Below are 20,321 nucleotides of genomic sequence, written 5' to 3'. Positions count from 1 at the left end.
TATAAAAAAGGAATAAAGATATGTTAAATGGAATAGATTTTTCTATGGTGTCATTAGCGAGTATTTTTTTTATGATGGTGCGTGCAACTATTATCTATTTTTTAGGTATTATTTTTGCTCGTTTTAATAAAAAATTGGTAGGAGTTCGCAATCCATTTAACTTTGTTATATTTGTAATGCTTGGCTCTATGCTTGCACAGGCGATTGTTTTTCCGGAGTTTTTTATACCGATTTTATGCAGTTTATTCTTTTTGATTGTATTAAATATATGTATAACGATGTTGGTGTTTCATGTACCCTTTCTTGAGCTGTTAATAAAAGGAAAACCGGTTAAATTGGTGGTTAACGGTAAGATTCAATCGAGAGCTATGGAAAAAAATTCTATTACAAAAGATGAACTGCTCAATGAGCTGCAAACTCAGTTACAGACGCGTGATCTTAAAAGGGTTGAGTCTGCTGTATTAGCGAGTGATGGTACTATTAAGTTTACGGTGAAAGAAGATTGACCTGTTTTTGTTTAAAAGAACGTTTAGACGATGGCATTATCCGGTAATGCATGTTTAAGGAATGTCAAACCATCTTTACTTACAATGAGTTTATTTTCATGCTGTAAGATGAATTTTTCTTTGAGTGCGTATTGCACAATGCCGGAGCATTTTTTATGGCTCCATTGCATATCATCGGCTAATTGATCAAATGTGCATGCATTATGATATTTAATATAAGAGCACAAAAGGCGCATTGCATGTTGTTTTCGTTCTTTGGTGTTTGATATATATTGAGCACATAAACCACGTTTTGGTGCAAATAATAAAGCACTTAAAAAAAGTAATCCATTCATCGTAGCTATAGATCCTGCAATAGAAACATCAAGAGTATATGCAAAAATATATCCAAGCAATACGGATAAAGTTGCAGCAACAAAGCTGATATGTATCATACGATGAAGCGTTCTTGATATTAAATATGCAGTTGAAGCAGGTCCGATTATCAAAGCCACAACAACTATAGAGCCTACAATATCAAATGTACCAACACAGGTAATGCTAGTTAAGCACATCAAAATGTATTGTATAATTAAGGGAGAAAATCCCAATGCAGATGCAAGTCCTTTGTTAAACGTAGTTATTTGAAGTTCTTTGTAGCATAATGCAACGAATAAACTATTGATTAATAAAATGACAATCATGTTCCATAATGCGTGTGGTCCAGCTGGATAACCATGTATATATAATGTGTCGAATGGAGCAAAAATAATTTCTCCCATGATGACCATATCAATATCCAAATGTACGGTACGTGCATATAAACAGATCAAGATAATACCAACAGAGAAAAAGAGGGGAAATACTAATCCGATAGCAGCATCTTCTTTGAGACATTTAGTTGCAATAAGCGATTCGGTCAGGAGTACAGTTACAATTCCGGTACATGATGCGGCAATTGTCAAAAAAGGTGAATGTAGATTGTGCGTGCATAAAAACATAATGACAATACCGGGAAGAATTGCATGACTTATTGCATCACTCATAAGTGCCATGCCACGCAGCGTTAAAAAAATACCGGGCAATGTACAAGCGTAGGCAACCAAAAGGGCAATCGTGATAATTTGAACGTCGACAATATTCATGATTTTTGCTCTAAAGGGCATTCGGGAATATGCCTGTTGATAGTTCGTTGGCGTTTAATTTTTTTATACACACCACGTTTTGGTGCGCACATAAGTGAAATAAAAACAATAATACTCGCAACAACTACAATAACAGGTCCGGTTGGTAGTTGCTCATATTGTGCACTTATTAAAGCACCTGAAACTGAAGAAAAAAAACCGAAAAACATAGCAAGTAACACCATAGAACCAAATTTTGTAGTCCATTGACGTGCTGCAGCTGATGGCGCAATCAAAAAACTACTCATTAATATAACACCTACCAATTGTAAACCAACAATAATGCAAATGATAGTTAAAAAAATCAGTATGCATTGTATGGTTAAGACTGGATAACCAATGCATTGAGCATATGCTGCATCAAAAACCACCAGTTTGCATTCTTTCCAAAGCAAAGCAATTGTTGTGCAGATTAATAAACAAACAAAACCGATGACATGCAGATCATGTTGCATGAGTGTCGATGCATTGCCAAAAATGTATTTAATCAACATGCCATGTTGTGCGTTAGGAAATTGTTGCACCCAAGTGAGTAACACTAAGCCAAATCCAAAAAATACAGATAAAATAATACCCAACGCGGCATCTTTTTTGAGGGTGGTTTTCTGTATGATAACATACATGAGTGATGTACCCAATATTGCCGACAGAGCGCCACCCATCAAAAGAACAATTGGTTGCTTGCTTTGCGTAAAAAAGAAGGCCAATACAATACCCGGTAGTGTGGCGTGTGAAATAACATCACCGAGTAAGCTTTGTTTTTGCATGAATGCAAAAGAACCAATGATTGCACTTGTTATACCAAAAAGTGCCGTGCCGATTATGATCGTACGCAAAGTATAATCCATGCATATATCGTGTAATAATGAAATCATAGTCTGCCTGTATGTTGTGCGTAGGTTTGTTGTATGATTTCTTGATTATATATTTGATTAACTGGACCAAATGCAGTTTGTTTTACATTTAATAATAATAGTTGGTCAAAATAGTTCTCTACTGTTTGCAAATCATGATGCACGATAACAATAGTTTTGCCTTCGTTGCGTAACTGTTTTAAGACGTTCATTATCGCTTTTTCGGTTGTTGTATCAATGCCAATGAACGGTTCATCGAGTAGATAAATTTCAGATTGTTGTGCCAATGCACGAGCTAAAAATACACGTTGTTGTTGGCCGCCGGAAAGTTCAGCAATATGTCGATCTGCCAAATATTGCATGTTAACCATTTCAAGGGCATTGGATACATGATCATAATCAGTTTGTTGCGGCGATCCAAACCAACCGATATGTCCGTAGCGTCCCATCATGACCACTTCTTTTACTGTGATAGGAAAATCCCAGTCAACTTCACTGCGTTGAGGAATATAAGCAATTTTCAATGCATGTTTTTTAAATGTTTGTCCAAAAAATGAAATTGTGCCGGCGAACGGTTTTAAGGTGCCGATCATCGTTTTGAGTAACGTTGATTTTCCTGCGCCATTTGGTCCCATAATGCCAACAATGTTGCCAGGCATTATTTTTGCATGTATGCACCACAAAAGTACCTTTTCGTGATAGGTAACGGTGAGATTTTCTATTGAAATGATTGGGCGCATTTTTTGATTTTCGTATTTTTTAAACGGTTTTTATTATTTTTAAAGAGTAGGCATACAGTTGCCAATATAGCTCGCAACGATATTTTTAACCATTTCCGGGCCATAAGTTACAACGATATTTTTAACCATTTCCGGGCCATAAGTTACAACGATATTTTTAACCATTTCCGGACCATAAGTTACTATGCATGCTGCAATAAATTTTGTTCCGTATTCTTTGACAGCGCTTTCCCATCCGAGTTGCGTAATCGCTTGAGTTTGTTCAGGGGCATATTTTCTTCCAACTTCTAAGGCATTATCAAAAATGAATTCATTCAGAAGATTTATCAATATGCTGTTGCCTACAAATTCAGCAGAAAAATTAAGTTTTTTATCTGCATTTGTTAGTTTTGTATGGCAAAATTGTGTCAATGAATCTTTTGTGCATCCTTTGACTGCGCCTATAAATTGATTTGTAGATAATTTAACGTATTGCCCATTTTCAAATGAAAGTAAAACGGTATCTTCCGGTAGTGGTGAATTATCTATAAGGACATTTGCTATATTATTTCCGAGTAAGATTGATCCATCACGTGTCATTTGAATAACAGTACGTTTTTGATTTTTGTTTAAATATGCTTTTACTTCTTCGTTTACGATACTGTTTGTTGTTTGAACAGCGATACTCGTGAGCTGATGGTGAGATGTTATTGGTGTGCCATTGGGTAGATATATTGTTTTATCTTCAATACAATATCTTTTCAAGGCGATTTCAAGGAGTTTGAAGCCTCCATTGATTGACTTCGATGCAGTTTTTTTTGCTTCATTTTTTAATTGATCGGTTATCTTTTGTTTTTGCTCTGATGGCAATGCCTGCCATTTTGTAGCTGCGGTAGTAGTACCGGCACCGATACCGATGCCAATAGCTATTGCTTTTAATGCATTTTTATTTTGTTTTTTTACCGTATCAATATATGCATTAAACAGTTCTATAGGGGCTGTGTAGGGAATCTTATTTTGTTCGCAAAAAATTTTATATTGAGTGAAATCACCATTAGTTTGTGTCATATGCATCAAGAACTGTGTGGGCGACATATCCAGGCCAATCTGCTTGCATATTTTTTTCCATTCAACGGCATCAACAACTTCTTGGGTACCAACTTCCATATTGTTTTCATTTGCTTGTTGTTTCATCCATGCCATCAGAAGTGTAAATTGTTGTAATTGTTCTCGATCAATGACGATTTCAGCTGGAGTTTGTGCAGTATGGACTTCTGATGTTGATGTTTCAGCTGTGTTGTTTTGCAAGGCTGTATCAATACGTTCATCTTGTGCAGATATTTCTGTAATAAAGATAACGCAAAGCAACAGTGATAAAAGTTTTTGATTGATCATGAAAAATTCCTTCGTGCAAGTTTTAATATTTGAATGTACATAGTTTACCGTGAATTGAGGCCATTTACAACTGAGTTTACATTATGTTTGAGCATTCCGATGTATGTATGAGCATCTGAATGTTGTGGACCGAGTGCATCAGAATAAAGTTCATCACCAATCTGTACCTGCCAACCATAAGCGTGAACTGCTTGACTAATTGCTTGCATGCTGCGATGCGGTAATGATGATTCAACAAAAATAGTTTTTATATTGTTTTTTACAATAACTTGTACTAACTGTTGTATGTCGGTGATGCATGGTTCTGCGTCTAAATTGATACCTTGTAATGCAATTACATTAATATCGTATATACGGCCAAAATAGGAAAATGCATCATGTGTTGTTACCAAAAATCTATCCTTCTTAGGGATCTCTTTAATTTTGGTTTGTATTCTATGGTGCATTTTTTGCAATTGTGTCACATAACTAGCGTAATTATGTCTATATATTTTTGCGTTTGTTTGATCATGTTTAATTAAAATATCGGTAATATATGCAATTACTTCTATCCATAGCGTTACATCAAACCAAATGTGTGGATCATATATACCATCAAATTCATCAGATTGAATCAGTTTCGTTTGATCAATGATGTTCGCTACAGCATATGTTGGCTTCATGGTTTGCATTTTTTCCAAAATACTGGCCATTTTACCTTCCAAATGTAAACCGTTATACAAAATTATATCTGATGATAATAATGCACGTATATCACTCAATCGTGCATGATATGAATGCGGATCAATACCCGGACCCATTAATGTATGCACTGTAATGTGTTTGCCGGCAATCTGTGTGACCGCATCGGCAATAATACTTGTTGTTACGGTTACATGTAGTGAACTATTATTATTTTGCTGGTATATGGTCGGGAAAAAAAATATGGAAACAGCAGTTATAGAAATTATAACTGCTGCAATAAATATCGATTGTTTTTGCATGTTTATTAAGGGGTACTCTTTTTTGTTATAGTATTATGTTTTTTTAGCATTTCAATACGTTGTTCAAAGGTCGGATGTCGACCAAAGATTATACTAAACCAATTTAATAATGTTTTTTGGATCCCATTTGGATTCATCATAAAATTTGCTTTAGAGATTACTTTACGGCGCATTTTTTCAAGTGCTGAGATGCCTTCATTTGCAGAATTTAAAAGATATGCAGCTTCTTTGTCTGCACTTAAGTCCATATTTCGTGAACAATAATTATAGCAAGGGATTCCAAAAGGAGGTCCTAGTAAAGTTGTTAGTAAGGCAGCAAGTATAATTTTATAGATCCAATGTTTATTCTTAAGGTGTGAAATTTCGTGGCCCAAAAGAAAAGCCTGCTCTTCTTTTGTGTATTTTGCTATTTTTGATTGATCAATGACGATAGTGTTAAAAATAGTAAATGATTGTCTAGGGTATGAGCTTCTAAGGTCTTTGTGTAGAATAGTAACGTTATCTAGACTACGACCGAATTTTTGTAATATTTCTTGAGCGAATTCAGTTTCAATTCTATTAATTTTAAAAAATAGAATATCAAGTAACATGAGTTGTTTGATGTCTTGATAATTTTCATAAAAAAATTCTTTGATGCTTTCCCACTGAGATTTGTCTAACAGTCGATTGTCTTCATATTGTTGCCATCGTTGCTCTGCGGTGATATTGGGCTCAAGAGCCTTTGCATCTCCCATCGCGCTTATGCCATGCATAGTTAAAAGTAATATAGCTGAAAGTATCAGTTTTTTCATACAAATCCTTTGGTGTTGATGTTTTAAAATGAAAAAATCGGCTGTTAGACATGAAATTAGAGTCGCTCTTGTTTTTCTGCCAGTTCTAATAGATATTCGGTTCTGTCATGTAATTCAGGATGTGAAAGTTTTATTCCAAACCATGTTTGTAAATTATGCCATATACCATTTGGGTTTAAGGGTACTTCTTGTTTTGAAATCCATTTTTTACGTATTTTTTCAAAAGCAGAGGCACCAGCTCGGGCCAGTCCTAGTGTTTTGGCTGCTTCAAGATCACATCGTTTTTCTTGATAGCGTGAAAGCTTTAATGATAATGGAATGCATACATAAGCTTCTAATATTAACCAAAATATGAAGTATTCAATTGGCTTTGGATTATTTAGTACTTTATTTAGACCATATTCTTTGACTTGCTCTAGAAATAGTGCAAAAAGTAATCGGGTGAGCCAGTCTTTCTTTTTTAAATGAACAATCTCGTGTCCGAGAATAAAAGCTTGTTCTTCTTTGGTAAGTTTGGACATTTTTTTGTGATCAATAATAATGGTATTAAAAATGGTACAAGCCGGTCCTGCCATTGGTTTATCTAAAATTGTCACATCATTTAAATTTCGTCCAAATTTTTTTAATATTTCTTGAGCTTGATCCGTGGTGATTCGATTATTTTTAAAAAATAATATATCTAATAAAAAAATATGTTTTATTGATTCTTTCCATTCGTAGCAAAATTCTTTTACTTTTTTCCATGGTGATGTATGTGCTAATCTATTCTGTTCATACTGTTCCCATTTTTGCTCGCGAGTGATTCTTGGTGCTAAAGCTTGATCATCACCCTTTGTGTAATTAGCACTATGCATAGTTAAAAGTAATGTAGCTGAAAGTATCAGTTTTTTCATACAAATCCTTTGGTGTTTTTAAATGATAAATATTGTTGTATATAATGAGTTATTTTTTCAAAATAGCAAGGAAAGCTTCTTGTGGGACTTCTACGTTACCAACTTGTTTCATACGCTTTTTACCTTTTTTCTGTTTTTCAAGTAATTTACGTTTACGTGAAATATCACCGCCGTAACATTTAGCGGTTACGTCTTTGCGCAATGCAGCAACTGATTCACGTGCAATGATTTTTGCACCGATTGCTGCTTGAATAGCGACCTCATATAATTGACGTGGAATAACTTTACGTAATTTTTCGGCTAAATCTCTACCAAGATGGTATGATTTATCTTTGTGTACGATAACTGATAAAGCATCGACAGGCTTTTTGTTCAGTAGGATATCCATTTTGACCAAATCAGAAGGTTCATAGCCAGATTCTTCATAATCAAAACTCGCATAACCGGAGCTCATTGATTTTAGTTGATCATAAAAATCGGTTGCCACTTCATTAAGGGGGAGTTTGTATTTTAAAATAATACGTTCTTCATCCATGTATGAAAGATCGGTTTGAATGCCTCGTTTTTCTTCACACAATTTTATCATATTGCCCAAATATTCTCTTGGTACAATGATAGTTGCCGATATTATCGGTTCATAAATGGTTTCAATTCTACTCGGATCAGGGAAATCTGATGGTGTTTCGACCTGTATTTTAGAGCCATCTTTCAAATCTATCTTATAGAGTACACTAGGTGCAGTTGCGATGACTGATAGATCATATTCTTGTTCAAGCCGTTGTTTGAATACATCCATATGCAACAATCCAAGAAATCCACACACAAAACCAAGACCCAGTGCAGGCGATGATGTTTTGGTAACTGTTACACTTGCATCATTGAGTACAAGTTTTTCAATAGCATCGGAAAGTTCAGGAAAGTCATTGGTTTCAACGGGAAATATACCGGCAAATACCATCGGTTTTGCAGGACGAAATCCTGGAAATGGTTCAATATTTTTTTTATAAGCGCCAATGGTGTCGCCAACTTGTGCTTCTTTTACCGTTTTCATACCGGAAATTAAATAACCAACTTGACCGGGATATAAAGCATGGGTCGGTTGTTGATCTGGATACATCAACCCGACTTCCAGCACTTCGTAATGCCTGCCGGTTTGAGCTAAACTGATGTTATCACCTTTTTTGATACAACCATCTTGTACTGCAATCAAACATATCACACCGCGATATTCATCAAACCATGAATCGAATAGTAATGCTTTAAGTGGTTTTTCTTCATCACCTTTTGGTGCAGGAATACATGTAACGATAGCATCTAAAATTTCTTTGATACCGATACCGGATTTTGCAGAAGCAAGAATCATTTCATTCGGTTGAAAATCGAACAGTTTTTCAAGTTGTACAGTAACTTTTTCTGGTTGTGCATTTGCCATATCAACTTTATTAATAACCGGAATCATGGTTAAGTCTTGTTCAAAAGCTAAGTAAAAATTGGCCATTGTTTGTGCTTCCACACCTTGTGCTGCATCAACAACAAGCAATGCACCTTGGCATGCGTATAATGAACGTGAGACTTCATAATTAAAGTCAACATGGCCGGGAGTATCAATTAAATTTAATAGATACAGTTCGCCATCGTATTCATAGAACATAGAAACGGTTTGTGCTTTAACGGTGATCCCACGCTCTTTTTCTACTTGGAGTTTGTCCAAAAATTGTTCATTTTTATTACGATCGGATAAGGTGCCGGTAAATTCCAGCAAACGATCAGAGAGGGTGGACTTGCCATGATCGATATGGGCAATGATTGAGAAATTACGTACATGACTGGGATGAAAATCTTTTAAATTAATTTTTGATAAATCCATATTTTCAGCTATTTTTTTAGGTTTTAAAATGACAATTTTGTTGATAGGTAAAATTATAAAGTAAAAATAGAGTGTTGTATATGATTGGATTGGCTGATCAGGATTGATTATTAATTATTAAAATCATTGACAAGTTGAAATAGTTTTAGCTACTATAAATATGAATAAGTAATATTGTCAAAACATCTCTTTTGAGGCTGTTTTTATAGAAAAAGGATAAATAATGAAAAAAAACTTGTTTTGCCTAGTTTTTTTGGCTCAAATGGCGATAGCTCAAGATCAAGCACTTAATTCAAGTGTAACTATAGAAGATGTGCCAATGGGAAAAAGTGAAGAATTGGTTAACATCGGATTGAATGAAGCTCAACGTAAAGACGTCGCTCAAAGGTTAAATACACTTCTTGCTGATGAATATACATTATATATTAAGACACAAAAATTTCATTGGAATGTAGTTGGTCCATTTTTTGGTTCATTGCATAAACTGTTTAATAAGCAATATGATCAGCTTGCAGCTAATGTTGATTTGGTTGCTGAACGTGTACGTGCATTAGGTTTTAAAGCGTATGGTTCATTGGCAGAATTTATTGAAAACACGAATATTCCTGAAAATCCTGATGTTAATCCGAGTGCAAATATGATGATAAAACTGTTGCTTGAAGGGCATGAGTCTATTATCAAAAATTTACGTGAGCTGGTTATCTATACAGTGGAAATAAATGATACAGGTACTAACAATTTTGTATCTGATTTAATTGAAAAGCATGAAAAAGCTGCTTGGATGTTGCGTGCTCATTTGTTAGGTCAGTAAGAAGATACAATAAATTAAATTAAAAAAGAGCTCATACTCCATGAGCTCTTTTTTAATTGTTCTTTTTGGTTTATAACCACGATTATACTTAGGCGTTCATTAAGGCATCACATTAGATCAGTAAAAGTTGGATGATGAAATCAACTTTGCTATCAATTGCACATACTTTCGATTGAACTTGTTCAATTTCTGCATCGATCACATCAACTTTACTGTCAATAGTGCAGACTTTACTTAATGTATTTTCATCAAGATCTATGATCACATCAAGCTTGCTATCCTCTGTGCCGCGAATGAGCATATCCAATGCGCACAGTTTACTATCAACCTGATCAATCACACTGCCATCGAAATCTATGCTATTTAATGTTGATTGAATTGCATCAACTTTAGAATCTATGGTGCATACTTTGCTTTCTATAGTGTTTGCAGTTAGCTGAATTTGGTCGACTTTAGAGTCAATGGTCATATCAAGAAGTAAGTCGTCAATGATGTTCTGCCACATACGCTGTTGTGTTGGGACGGGAATGTTGCCTAATATATAATGTGATAGGCTTATCGCACATAGTGCAATTAATATTTTTTGCTTCTTTTTTTCTCTCATTTTTTCTCTCATTTTTTCTCTCTTTTCTCTTAATAGCATGGATGTTTTTTTTTAGCAATATCGTAATTTTTTTTGGAAAATTGTAATGGTAGTTGAATCGCTTTATAAAAAACTATTTCATAAAGTTACTCAAAGTCTTTTTTATAACAGATTAATAATTTAATATGATGCGTAAGTTATTAATGGTTCACGCATCATGTTTTTTTTGAAGCATCTGTATGTTAAAAAAGATGACATCAAAATAAGGTGATGCATATCTTGACGTTCATCCAATCACTTGTTTATTTTGGCAATGAATGTATCCTTATTATATAAATAATTATATAAAAATTTGCAAAAGTTACCGTGCCTTAATTGATGGATAGGAATTTATGGAACCCAATCAAAATAATGTAAAAAAGGGACGAGTTGTTCCTGTACTTATTGAAGATGAATTAAAAGATTCGTTTTTAGATTATGCAATGTCCGTAGTTGTCAGTCGTGCAATTCCTGATATTCGTGATGGTTTAAAACCGGTTCATCGACGTGTTTTATATGCAATGCATCAGATGGGATTGCATCATAATAAACCTTATCGTAAATCCGTACGTGTGGTCGGTGACGTTCTTGGTAAATATCACCCGCATGGTGATCAAGCCGTGTATAATACCATGGTTGGTATGGTACAAGATTTTTCAAAGCGTTATCCGTTACTCGATGGCCAAGGAAACTGGGGTTCCGTTGATGGTGATAATGCTGCTGCGATGCGTTACACTGAAGTACGTATGGCAAAAATTGCTCAAGAGATTCTTACTGATTTAGATAAAAACACGGTGCCATTTGTAGCTAACTTTGATGAAAGTACTACAGAGCCAACTTTGTTACCGAGTAAATTACCTAATTTATTAATAAATGGTACAACCGGTATTGCTGTTGGTATGGCGACATCTATTCCACCACATAATTTAACTGAAATTACCAATGCGTTATTAGCATTATTAGAAAATCCAGATCTTTCTGAAGATGAACTGTTTAAAATAGTTCCTGCTCCTGATTTTCCAACAGGTGGTATTATCTGTGGACGTGCGGGAGTTGTGAAAGCTTATAGAACCGGGCGTGGAGGCCTTACTCTGCGTGCAGTAGTAAATATTGAAGAAGGTAAAAAAGGTACAAGTATTGTTGTATCAGAATTGCCTTATATGGTTAATAAAGCAGACTTAATTATAAAGATTGCTGATTTAGCTCGTAATAAAATTATTGAGGGCATTGCTAATATTCGTGATGAATCGGATAAGCGTGGTATGCGTTTGGTTATTGAACTTAAACGTAATGAAAATCCTCATGTTGTATTAAATCAATTATATAAACATACTTCGTTCCAAACTTCAATTTCTATGTTGATGCTCGGTTTGCTTGATAATAAACCGATGATTTTTAATTTGCGTCAATTATTGGAGCATTTCCTTTTTCATCGCAAAGAGGTTGTGTATCGTCGTACATTATTTGAATTGCGCAAAGCTGAAGCGCGTGAGCATTTATTAAATGGTTTCATTATTGCGCTTGATAATATTGATGAAGTGGTTGCAACTATTAAGCAGTCATCATCAGCTGATGAAGCGATTGCTAAATTGAACAAGCGTTTCTTATTAACTGATGCTCAAGGTAAAGCGATTCTTGAGATGCGTTTGCAACGTTTAACCGGTTTAGAGCAAGACAAAATTCGTTCTGAATTAGAAGAAATTAAAGTGACCATTACACGTCTGAAGCTCATTTTAGCAGATGAATCAGTATTGCGTGCTGAAGTGCAAAAAGAACTTGAAGAGATCAAACAAACATATGGTGATGAGCGCAAAACACGTATTGAGGGAGCATTGGATCTGCTTACCGAAGCTGACCTAATTCCTCAAGAAGATGTTGTCGTTACATTAACTATGAAAGGTTATATCAAACGAGTATTGCTAGAAACGTACGGTGTGCAACATCGTGGCGGTAGAGGCAAGATGGGTATGGCTGCATTGGGTGATTCTGATGATGTCGTACAAGATATTTATGTTACACGTTCACATGATGAACTCTTATTCTTTACTAACTTAGGGCGTGTGTATAGCTTGCAGGTATTCCAAGTTCCTGAAGGTTCGCGAACTTCAAAAGGTCGCGCAATTGTGAACTTACTACCATTGCAACCGGGTGAAAAAGTGGTAAAACTACTTTGTACTCCGGATATGAAAGATAAGCAAGTTGTCATGACAACCAAAAAAGGTTTGATTAAACGAACCGACGCTATGGCATTTGCAAAAATTCGTCAAACCGGTATCCGTGCAGTTACCTTAAGAGAAGATGATGAATTGGTCTTTTGTGCAATAAGTACCGGTAATGATTCCGTTGTATTGGCAACCTCACATGGGCAAGGAATTCGTTTTAAAGAAGATGAAGTTCGTTCTATGGGAAGACAAGCATCGGGTGTTATTGGTATTCGATTGAAGGGTGACGATTTTGTTGTTGGTATGCAAGTTATTTCCGATGGTGGTGATCTGTTGTTTGCAACAGAGCGTGGCTATGGAAAACGAGTGAAAATTCAAGATTTCCGTGTTGCTCATCGTGGCGGTGTTGGTGTGCGTACCATTCCTACAAACAAGCGAAACGGTGAAGTGATTGGGCTTGTATTGGTAACCGATAAATCAACTGTATTGCTTATTGATCAAGCGGGTAAAATTATTCGTCTTTCACCAACTGAAATTCGCACCATGGGTCGACAAGCAAAAGGTGTGCGTTTGATTAAACTTGAAAAAGATCAAACATTAGCAGCAGTAGTTGCATTTGAAGAATCGGATGATGTAGGCAATCTAAATGATGGTGGCTCGGGAGAAAATCAAACCGAAGCGGCATCTGGAACAGTTGCTCAAGTTGACGATGAATCACAAGTACAAGCTGATGCCATGACAACCTCTGATGATACATTGGAGTCTTTAGATGCTCAACTCGATTCGGTAGATGGTCAGTCAGTTGAAATTGAAACACCTGAAGTTCCGGCAGAATCGGTTGAGGTGATGCCGGCACAATCAGTGAAAACAAACAGTGTTGATGTTGCAATTGATAAATCAATAAAGGTGACTGATAATAACACTGGTGTTACCGTTGAAGCAACTGAGCATGACGAAATGCACATTGAGTTCAATGATGGCAATGATCAGCAACAAGGTTTGTTTTAATAAGAAATAATATAGAAAAAGTGAATGAAAAAGAGCGCCTCTATTGTGGAGGCGCTCTTTTTCATTAGAAATGACAGCAACCCCTCCTTTAATTGCTAGTTGAAATATATGTATATTATGTTATAATTTATACTATTACGGTTTTATGGAGGTTTAATCATGAAACAGCTTTATTTAAAAAAATATGTTTTAACCATTGTTATGCTTAGTCTGCTTGTACAGCCTGCAATAGGACATGCAGGTTGGAGTGATTGGTTTAAAAATTGGTCATTTAATGAGGTTAAAGAGGTAGTATTGCCTTATCTAAAAGATCCAAAAGTCTATGCAATTGCAGCATTAGCATCAGTTGGATTATACGCTTTTATTCGTCAAAGATCTTCAGGAAATATACAGGCTAATTCTGATGTATCGCAAGCGTCGAGTCATGACAATAGGCAAGTTAAGGAAACTCCTAAAATAAAATATTCAGATGTTTCTACATATGTGAGAAATATCCTTTTTCAATCTATAAGCAATTCTAAAGATATTGATTTCTTGATATGCAAAGTAAAGACGATGTTGAATGAACAGGATGAAAGTGAGATAGATCAAGCTGTGCTTGATGGTATTATTTTATATTGTCGCATGAACTATGAGTTTTATAGAAAAGCAGATTCGGCTTTTAGATCACCTGACAACTTAATACAGGATCGCAGTTCTTTAGTAAAAAGACAGGGCGGGTCAACTTGTGCAATGCATGCAGCATTCAATGGCGTTACGCTGTATCAAAATTATACAAACAGTGCCGATTATAGAGATGCGAATGTATTCGATCTGCTTAAGAAAGGTCCTGAAATTAACAGTTGTAAAGAATATTTAAGGTTAAATGTAGATCCTGATCATTATGATGCTAGGTATGAAAATCTTAATGAATTTGCAATAAACAATGTAATGGAAACGCTTTTACAAATGAATGTTGAAAATTATACCATTATTCCAAATGTAATGGAGTTTGGTCCCGAATTGGATGAGCATTTTCCATTAGTAGCGCAACGGTTGCAATCGGAAGAAAATTATTGCCATGTTTTTTTGCTCGGTAATATGAGTAATTATGAAACTGGGAGCGGTACTCTTCGAGGAAGGCAAGGGCATTGGATTTCTGTTGTTGCAAGAAGTGGTGAGCATGGTATTGAACTGTTTGTAATGGACTCATTAAATGTTCGCAATACTCAAGGGCCATTGGTGCACAAATTACAGCTTTTCTTGGTTATTCCACATCAAGAACTTCAATTGATTGCAGATGTTGAAAATGATTTTAAAACTGCTCAAATACGTTGTTATGAGGATGGGCTTGTTGTGTATGAAACTGCATTGGAAAAAATTGAAACAATAGTTACTGTAGCAAAGGATAAAAATTTAATTCATTCTTGGACGTTTCAAACAAAATATGCCGGTCACATAAAGCGCATGCTTAATCGCATTAATACATATGCAAATAATGAGCTTGGTGTAAGGATTGCTCAAGTGTTGAGTTTGTTAGATTGATACATGTGGATTGCCTATAATTACTGGACCAATCGACAGTTTAAGATTACAATGAAAACAAAAAGGGCTGTATATACGGCCCTTTTTCATGTTTAATGTTATAAAAAAGATATTTCTATGCAACGTTTACTTATTTTACATCTCTCGTTGATTGATGGGGTTGGTTCGGGGATTATTACTCGATTATTGCAAAGTGATCATTTTGCAGATCTTTATGCATTCGGTGTGCAAGAAATGGCAGTTAAATGTGGGATAAATCTTGAGCTTGCATCAAAGATAGTCCATGGGCTTAAAGGTATTGAAATACTTGAGCAAGAAGTTCAACTCATGCAAAAGCATTGCGTTGAGTGGACATCTGTAATTGATGAAGATTATCCTGAGTTGCTCAAACATATTAATGGTCCGCCATCAGTTCTGTATTATCGGGGAACACCACTTAATCGTTTTGAGAAAAATATCGCTATTATCGGTTCACGCAAAGCGAATTATTATGGCCAACAGGTGATCGATGCATGTGTGTCTACTTTAGTACAAAAAGGGTGGAATATAATCAGTGGTGGTGCAATTGGTGCAGATACCATAGCACATAAACAGACTGTTGCTTGTGCAGGAAACACGGTTGCTATTTTGGGATCCGGTTTGTTGCATCTTTATCCACGATCAAATACACGATTATTCCAAGAAATTATAGATTGTGGAGGTTCAGTTGTGAGTCCATTTGCATTACAAAAAACGGCTCATCCGGGACATTTTCCTGCACGAAATCGTATTATTTCCGGTATGTCAGAGGCATGTTTGGTGGTGCAAGCTGCGCAAAAAAGTGGCGCATTAATTACAGCAGAATATGCATTACAGCAAGGAAAATCTGTATTTGCGGTGCCCGGTTCTATTTTTGATCCACTTTCTGCCGGATGTCATGCATTAATAAAAGAAGGTGCGACGCCAATGCTTTCGGTTGATGATTTGATGCGTGAACTTGGAGAGACCGAGGTGCAACAATCTCTGCCACTTGTTTCGCTAAAAAAAGTTGCTCAAACAAAACAAACAAAAGTGAAACCGGTATTACAGGCTGCAACAACTATAGATGAAAAGATTTTATTTCATTGTGCTCGTGAACCGCTTTGCGCAGATGATCTGCTTGTCCATATTGATATTGATATAGATCAACTTAATAATTATCTATTTGATTTGCAATTATCAGGAAAAGTGATGCAAAATGCGGTTGGTTTATGGCAACTGAAATAACCTTGTTTGTGCAGGTATTTAACGATTTTGTTTTTTGCAATTTTAAAGAAATACTGTATAGTAAAAGAGTTATTAAAATAACTATATTTATACACTATTGAGTGTGTTATAGGTTAAAAGTGTTGATAAAAATTCTATTTGTATTGGAAACTCCTGGAGAATAAGTCATGCCAGTACCAAAACGGAAGCGAAGTAGACCTCGCCGTGATAAAAGGTTTGCAAATTGGGGATTAAAAGTTAAAGCTATTGCTCGTTGTCAGCAATGTGAACATCCTATGCCTGCTCATCAGCTTTGCAAAGAGTGTGGGTATTATAAAGGTAGAAAAGTTTTAGTTACTAAAACTGATCGTGCTGAAAAACGTGGTGAAACACGTAAAGCAAAAGAAGCGTTAGAAGCAAAAAAAGCTGAAACGCAACAAAAAGAAGCGAAGTAAAGCAAATTTTAATGGAGGTTTGCTTTTTTTTGTTTTTATATTTGCCGGAATTCGTATTGTTTTATTGGTATGATAAATGGCATTAAGATTTGTTATTAAAAAATTGGATGGTGGTAATAAATATACATGGAGTTGGTCTATGATACAGGCAAAAAAAATGATTACATCTGTGCAAGATCCTAAAACAAAAGCCATGATCATTGGGTTAGGTTTTTTGACATTATCGACTATAGGTTGGTTTTCTTATCAATGGTATTCAGTGTATCGAGGAAAGAAAGCGCAACAGATTTTAGGTGAGTGTTTACAAGAATATCAAACAGCAACAAACAGTGTGCAACCACTGTGGTCTGAAATACATTTAATGAATGATTTAGGATTTGATCAAGCATCAGGATCCTCATTACAACCATTTTTCTTGGTGATGCAAGCGCAGGCGTTGGCGCGTCAACAGAAAATAGAAGAAGCTACCACACATATGCAACAAGCTATCGAAATGCTTGATGCTGCATCTCCTTATAAAAATTACTTTATGTTGACCAAAAATTTGATGCAATTAGATGCGACAAACAAAGATGAAAGAATGCAAGGGTTTGAGCAATTACAATTATTAGCTCAAGATGAACATAATACATATCGTGATGCAGCATTGTATCATGTTGGTGATTATTATTTTGCAGATAACAATTTTGGTAAAGCAAAAGAAACATGGCAAAAGCTGATTGCTCAAAAAGCTGAATTTTCCGATTCACCTTGGATTGAGTTAGCAGAGCAAAAAGTTGCAACAGTATAATTTAAGCAAAAAAATTAAAGCATTCGTCTTTGCATCAATAAGTATGCAAGGGCGATTGTTTTGTAATAAAAGAATTGATATATGAAAAAAGCAAAACAGATGGTTCGTGTTCGATTTGCACCTTCTCCAACAGGTTACTTGCATATTGGTAGTTTTCGAACCGCTTTATTCAATTGGTTATTTGCACGCCATCATGGTGGGCAATTTTTAGTGCGTATCGAAGATACTGATATTGAACGTTCAAAACAAGAATATACTGATGCGATTGCAGATGCTCTTGCATGGGTTGATATCAAAGCTGATGAACCGATTGTATTGCAATCAGATCGTTTTCCTGAACATACAAAGTTGATTGAACAGTTGCTTGCGCAAGGTAAAGCATATAAAGATTTCTATACTCAAGATGAGTTCTTTGAATTATACAAACAAAAACATGGCACAGCAGATTTTGCAAAAGCATATAGCGTGTGTCGTGATCAAGAGCAAAATCAAGACAAACCGTATGTGGTGCGTTTTAAGTTACCATTAGATCGCAAAGAGATATGCTTTGATGATGCAATTCGTGGCAACGTATGTTTTGCTATTGAACAGCTTGATGATTTTGTAATTGCACGTTCAGATAGTCGCCCGATGTATAACTTTGTTGTGGTTGCTGATGACATTCATCAACGCATTACGCATGTTATACGTGGTGAAGATCATATTCCAAATACACCAAAGCAAATATTATTGTATGAAGCTTTGGGAGCAGAACAACCAACTTTTGCACATCTACCGTTAATTTTAGGCAAAAGTGGTAATCGCTTGAGTAAGCGTGATGCTGCAACGTCAGTTATGGATTATAAAGAACAGGGTTATTTACCTGATGCATTATTAAATTATTTAGTTCGTTTGGGTTGGGCTCATGGGGATCAAGAAGTTTTTTCTCGTGATCAATTAATTGAACTGTTTCAATTGAAAAATGTGGGCAAAAAAGGAGCAATATTTGATCAAGAAAAACTTGATTGGTTAAATGGTCTTTATATACGTGATACAGAAGATCAAGCATTATTAAACATTATACATACAATCAAACCTGATTTTGCACAAACTATTGGCAGTAATGATCAAGAGTTATGTGCATTTATTGCTTTATATAAAGAGCGTGTAAAAACAGTTGTTGAGCTTGCAGATGCAATTATTGATGTGCACCATGCGCCAACTGAATATGATCAAGCTGCGTGTGCAAAATGGACAAATGAGCATACGGCTGATGATGTAACAATGATAATAAAATTACTTGAAGCTGCAGAAGCATTTAACCTTGCATCAATAAAAGAACAGATTGTAGGGTATGCAAAAAAAGAGAACAAAAAATTAGGTACTATTGCACAACCAATTAGAATTGCATTAGTAGGTGGAAGTTCGAGTCCAAGTGTGTTTGAACTGTTAGCATTATTGGGCAAATCTGAGTCACTGGCACGATTAAAACAGTTTGTTTCATTTTTAAATCAGCGTGCATGATAATTGACTCCGAATGTGAGGGAATCATGAAAATAGGGATGATTTTTCCAGGCTATGGTAGCCAATATGTTGGCATGGCAAAAGATATTTATGACGAATCTCGTGTCATGCAAGAATATTTTGAACAAGCATCTCATTGTGTTGATATCAATTACATCAAGTTATGTTTTGCATCATCTGATGTTGAACTTTCAAAAATGCATCATGCATATACATCATTGTTTTTAGTCAGTTCATCGCTTTATGCAGTATTAGCTGATGTCGGTATCAAACCTGATGTAGTTGCCGGTTATAATGTGGGACAGTTTGCTGCTATGCATGCTGCAAAAGGACTGACATTTGCCGATGGCCTTTATGTGCTGATGAAATTTTCATTATATGCACAACAACTTTTTGAGCAACAATCGGTAGCGATGGCGCGCATTAAAGGTTGTTCAACTGACGAATTGCAATTATTACTCAAACAAGTAGCGCAAGATGCTGTTTCTATTGCTGTATATGAAATGCCAAATCAACATATTATTTCAGGTCCTGAGGATGCTGTGTTTGCTTGCATGCAATATGCAAAAAAAATGCCCGGAGTTAAAGTTGAGGATATTGCTATCGAGTTTGGTTTGTATACTCCTGTAATGCAATCAGCAATTGATCAATTTAAAATCTATTTAGAAAAAGTTGATTTTAAAGATATTGAGATTCCGCTTATTTCAAATATTTCAGCTCAATCGGTAAATTCAGGTATCTCATTAAAACATGAAGTTATTCATCAATCAGTTAAACCATCAAATTGGCTTGCCTCATTACGAGAATTGCATACATGTGATCTATTGCTTTCGGTAGGGCCGGGAACTATGTTAGTTGATATGGCAAAGCAGTTATATCCAAACAAAAAAATAATGGCTATACAAAAGTTAAGTGATATTGAATTATTAAAGCAGTTTATTGAAGATCAAAAACAACAGGGTAAACAGTCGGAAGTTGAACAATCAGCGGTTGAACAACCAACGGTTGAATAACCAACGGTTGAATAACCAACGGTTGAATAACCAACGGT

General features: G+C 35.5%; 18 protein-coding genes. 9 read left to right on the top strand and 9 right to left on the bottom strand.

Translation table 11 applies throughout. From position 1 onward, the window contains the following. Positions 1-20: 20 nt before the first annotated feature. On the top strand, positions 21-506 hold the full coding sequence (locus WD055_02895) for a YetF domain-containing protein (GenBank protein ID MEX0849153.1): 486 nt from the start codon (positions 21-23) through the stop codon (positions 504-506). Positions 507-529: 23 nt separating this feature from the next. Here WD055_02895 and WD055_02890 read toward each other — a convergent pair whose 3' ends face one another. The 8 genes from WD055_02890 to lepA are packed head-to-tail and all read right to left on the bottom strand — an operon-like array spanning position 530 to position 9,171. After that, the gene (locus WD055_02890; GenBank protein MEX0849152.1) at positions 530-1,630 is read right to left on the bottom strand and encodes a metal ABC transporter permease; all 1,101 of its coding nucleotides are present in this window, start codon (positions 1,628-1,630) and stop codon (positions 530-532) included. Then, positions 1,627-2,544 carry a metal ABC transporter permease gene (locus WD055_02885; protein MEX0849151.1) on the bottom strand — a complete coding sequence of 306 codons (918 nt, stop codon included), beginning with the start codon at positions 2,542-2,544 and terminating at the stop codon, positions 1,627-1,629. Before WD055_02885 ends, WD055_02890 begins: the two co-directional genes overlap by 4 nt. Then, a complete protein-coding gene (locus WD055_02880) occupies positions 2,541-3,263 on the bottom strand; it encodes a metal ABC transporter ATP-binding protein (protein MEX0849150.1) in 723 nt (240 codons plus the stop codon). The genes WD055_02885 and WD055_02880 overlap by 4 nt, the downstream gene beginning before the upstream one ends. Positions 3,264-3,302: 39 nt before the next feature. Further along, a complete protein-coding gene (locus WD055_02875) occupies positions 3,303-4,637 on the bottom strand; it encodes a hypothetical protein (protein MEX0849149.1) in 1,335 nt (444 codons plus the stop codon). A 44-nt stretch (positions 4,638-4,681) separates the two neighbouring features. Beyond that, complete coding sequence (locus WD055_02870; GenBank protein ID MEX0849148.1) at positions 4,682-5,620, bottom strand: zinc ABC transporter substrate-binding protein; 939 nt, start codon at positions 5,618-5,620, stop codon at positions 4,682-4,684. Between the two features lie 5 nt (positions 5,621-5,625). After that, a complete protein-coding gene (locus tag WD055_02865) occupies positions 5,626-6,411 on the bottom strand; it encodes a M48 family metalloprotease (protein MEX0849147.1) in 786 nt (261 codons plus the stop codon). A gap of 56 nt (positions 6,412-6,467) precedes the next feature. Beyond that, positions 6,468-7,304, bottom strand: coding sequence for a M48 family metalloprotease (locus WD055_02860; protein MEX0849146.1), 837 nt, complete (start codon positions 7,302-7,304; stop codon positions 6,468-6,470). Positions 7,305-7,353: 49 nt separating this feature from the next. Next, the gene (gene lepA, locus WD055_02855; protein ID MEX0849145.1) at positions 7,354-9,171 is read right to left on the bottom strand and encodes a translation elongation factor 4; all 1,818 of its coding nucleotides are present in this window, start codon (positions 9,169-9,171) and stop codon (positions 7,354-7,356) included. Positions 9,172-9,394: 223 nt separating this feature from the next. Here lepA and WD055_02850 point away from each other — a divergent pair, with 223 nt between their 5' ends. Then, on the top strand, positions 9,395-9,982 hold the full coding sequence (locus tag WD055_02850) for a DNA starvation/stationary phase protection protein (protein MEX0849144.1): 588 nt from the start codon (positions 9,395-9,397) through the stop codon (positions 9,980-9,982). 112 nt (positions 9,983-10,094) lie between these two features. Here WD055_02850 and WD055_02845 read toward each other — a convergent pair whose 3' ends face one another. Further along, positions 10,095-10,598, bottom strand: coding sequence for a hypothetical protein (locus tag WD055_02845; protein MEX0849143.1), 504 nt, complete (start codon positions 10,596-10,598; stop codon positions 10,095-10,097). Between the two features lie 359 nt (positions 10,599-10,957). Between WD055_02845 and gyrA the strand changes: the two genes are divergently transcribed. From gyrA to WD055_02810, 7 genes are all read left to right on the top strand, one after another. Then, positions 10,958-13,774, top strand: coding sequence for a DNA gyrase subunit A (gyrA, locus tag WD055_02840; protein MEX0849142.1), 2,817 nt, complete (start codon positions 10,958-10,960; stop codon positions 13,772-13,774). 159 nt (positions 13,775-13,933) lie between these two features. Continuing rightward, positions 13,934-15,298 (top strand): hypothetical protein, encoded by a 1,365-nt coding sequence (locus WD055_02835; protein ID MEX0849141.1) that lies wholly within the window; start codon positions 13,934-13,936, stop codon positions 15,296-15,298. A 117-nt stretch (positions 15,299-15,415) separates the two neighbouring features. Beyond that, entirely contained in the window at positions 15,416-16,543 is a 1,128-nt protein-coding gene (gene dprA / locus WD055_02830) for a DNA-processing protein DprA (protein ID MEX0849140.1), read from the top strand. Positions 16,544-16,710: 167 nt separating this feature from the next. Beyond that, entirely contained in the window at positions 16,711-16,977 is a 267-nt protein-coding gene (rpmF, locus tag WD055_02825; protein ID MEX0849139.1) for a 50S ribosomal protein L32, read from the top strand. A gap of 76 nt (positions 16,978-17,053) precedes the next feature. After that, on the top strand, positions 17,054-17,767 hold the full coding sequence (locus WD055_02820; GenBank protein MEX0849138.1) for a hypothetical protein: 714 nt from the start codon (positions 17,054-17,056) through the stop codon (positions 17,765-17,767). A gap of 81 nt (positions 17,768-17,848) precedes the next feature. Then, positions 17,849-19,270 carry a glutamate--tRNA ligase gene (gene gltX / locus WD055_02815; GenBank protein MEX0849137.1) on the top strand — a complete coding sequence of 474 codons (1,422 nt, stop codon included), beginning with the start codon at positions 17,849-17,851 and terminating at the stop codon, positions 19,268-19,270. 26 nt (positions 19,271-19,296) lie between these two features. Then, a complete protein-coding gene (locus tag WD055_02810; GenBank protein MEX0849136.1) occupies positions 19,297-20,283 on the top strand; it encodes an ACP S-malonyltransferase in 987 nt (328 codons plus the stop codon). Positions 20,284-20,321: the final 38 nt, after the last annotated feature.

Source organism: Candidatus Dependentiae bacterium (assembly GCA_040878395.1).
Lineage (GTDB): Bacteria > Babelota > Babeliae > Babelales > Vermiphilaceae > JAKBEL01.
This window is presented reverse-complemented; position numbering and strand designations above follow the sequence as displayed.

Coding starts and splice junctions, on each gene's coding strand:
- WD055_02895 (MEX0849153.1), top strand. CDS start 21: ATGTTAAATGGAATAGATTTTTCTATGGTGTCATTAGCGAGTATTTTT.
- WD055_02890 (MEX0849152.1), bottom strand. CDS start 1,630: ATGAATATTGTCGACGTTCAAATTATCACGATTGCCCTTTTGGTTGCC.
- WD055_02885 (MEX0849151.1), bottom strand. CDS start 2,544: ATGATTTCATTATTACACGATATATGCATGGATTATACTTTGCGTACG.
- WD055_02880 (MEX0849150.1), bottom strand. CDS start 3,263: ATGCGCCCAATCATTTCAATAGAAAATCTCACCGTTACCTATCACGAA.
- WD055_02875 (MEX0849149.1), bottom strand. CDS start 4,637: ATGATCAATCAAAAACTTTTATCACTGTTGCTTTGCGTTATCTTTATT.
- WD055_02870 (MEX0849148.1), bottom strand. CDS start 5,620: ATGCAAAAACAATCGATATTTATTGCAGCAGTTATAATTTCTATAACT.
- WD055_02865 (MEX0849147.1), bottom strand. CDS start 6,411: ATGAAAAAACTGATACTTTCAGCTATATTACTTTTAACTATGCATGGC.
- WD055_02860 (MEX0849146.1), bottom strand. CDS start 7,304: ATGAAAAAACTGATACTTTCAGCTACATTACTTTTAACTATGCATAGT.
- lepA (MEX0849145.1), bottom strand. CDS start 9,171: ATGGATTTATCAAAAATTAATTTAAAAGATTTTCATCCCAGTCATGTA.
- WD055_02850 (MEX0849144.1), top strand. CDS start 9,395: ATGAAAAAAAACTTGTTTTGCCTAGTTTTTTTGGCTCAAATGGCGATA.
- WD055_02845 (MEX0849143.1), bottom strand. CDS start 10,598: ATGAGAGAAAAAATGAGAGAAAAAAAGAAGCAAAAAATATTAATTGCA.
- gyrA (MEX0849142.1), top strand. CDS start 10,958: ATGGAACCCAATCAAAATAATGTAAAAAAGGGACGAGTTGTTCCTGTA.
- WD055_02835 (MEX0849141.1), top strand. CDS start 13,934: ATGAAACAGCTTTATTTAAAAAAATATGTTTTAACCATTGTTATGCTT.
- dprA (MEX0849140.1), top strand. CDS start 15,416: ATGCAACGTTTACTTATTTTACATCTCTCGTTGATTGATGGGGTTGGT.
- rpmF (MEX0849139.1), top strand. CDS start 16,711: ATGCCAGTACCAAAACGGAAGCGAAGTAGACCTCGCCGTGATAAAAGG.
- WD055_02820 (MEX0849138.1), top strand. CDS start 17,054: ATGGCATTAAGATTTGTTATTAAAAAATTGGATGGTGGTAATAAATAT.
- gltX (MEX0849137.1), top strand. CDS start 17,849: ATGAAAAAAGCAAAACAGATGGTTCGTGTTCGATTTGCACCTTCTCCA.
- WD055_02810 (MEX0849136.1), top strand. CDS start 19,297: ATGAAAATAGGGATGATTTTTCCAGGCTATGGTAGCCAATATGTTGGC.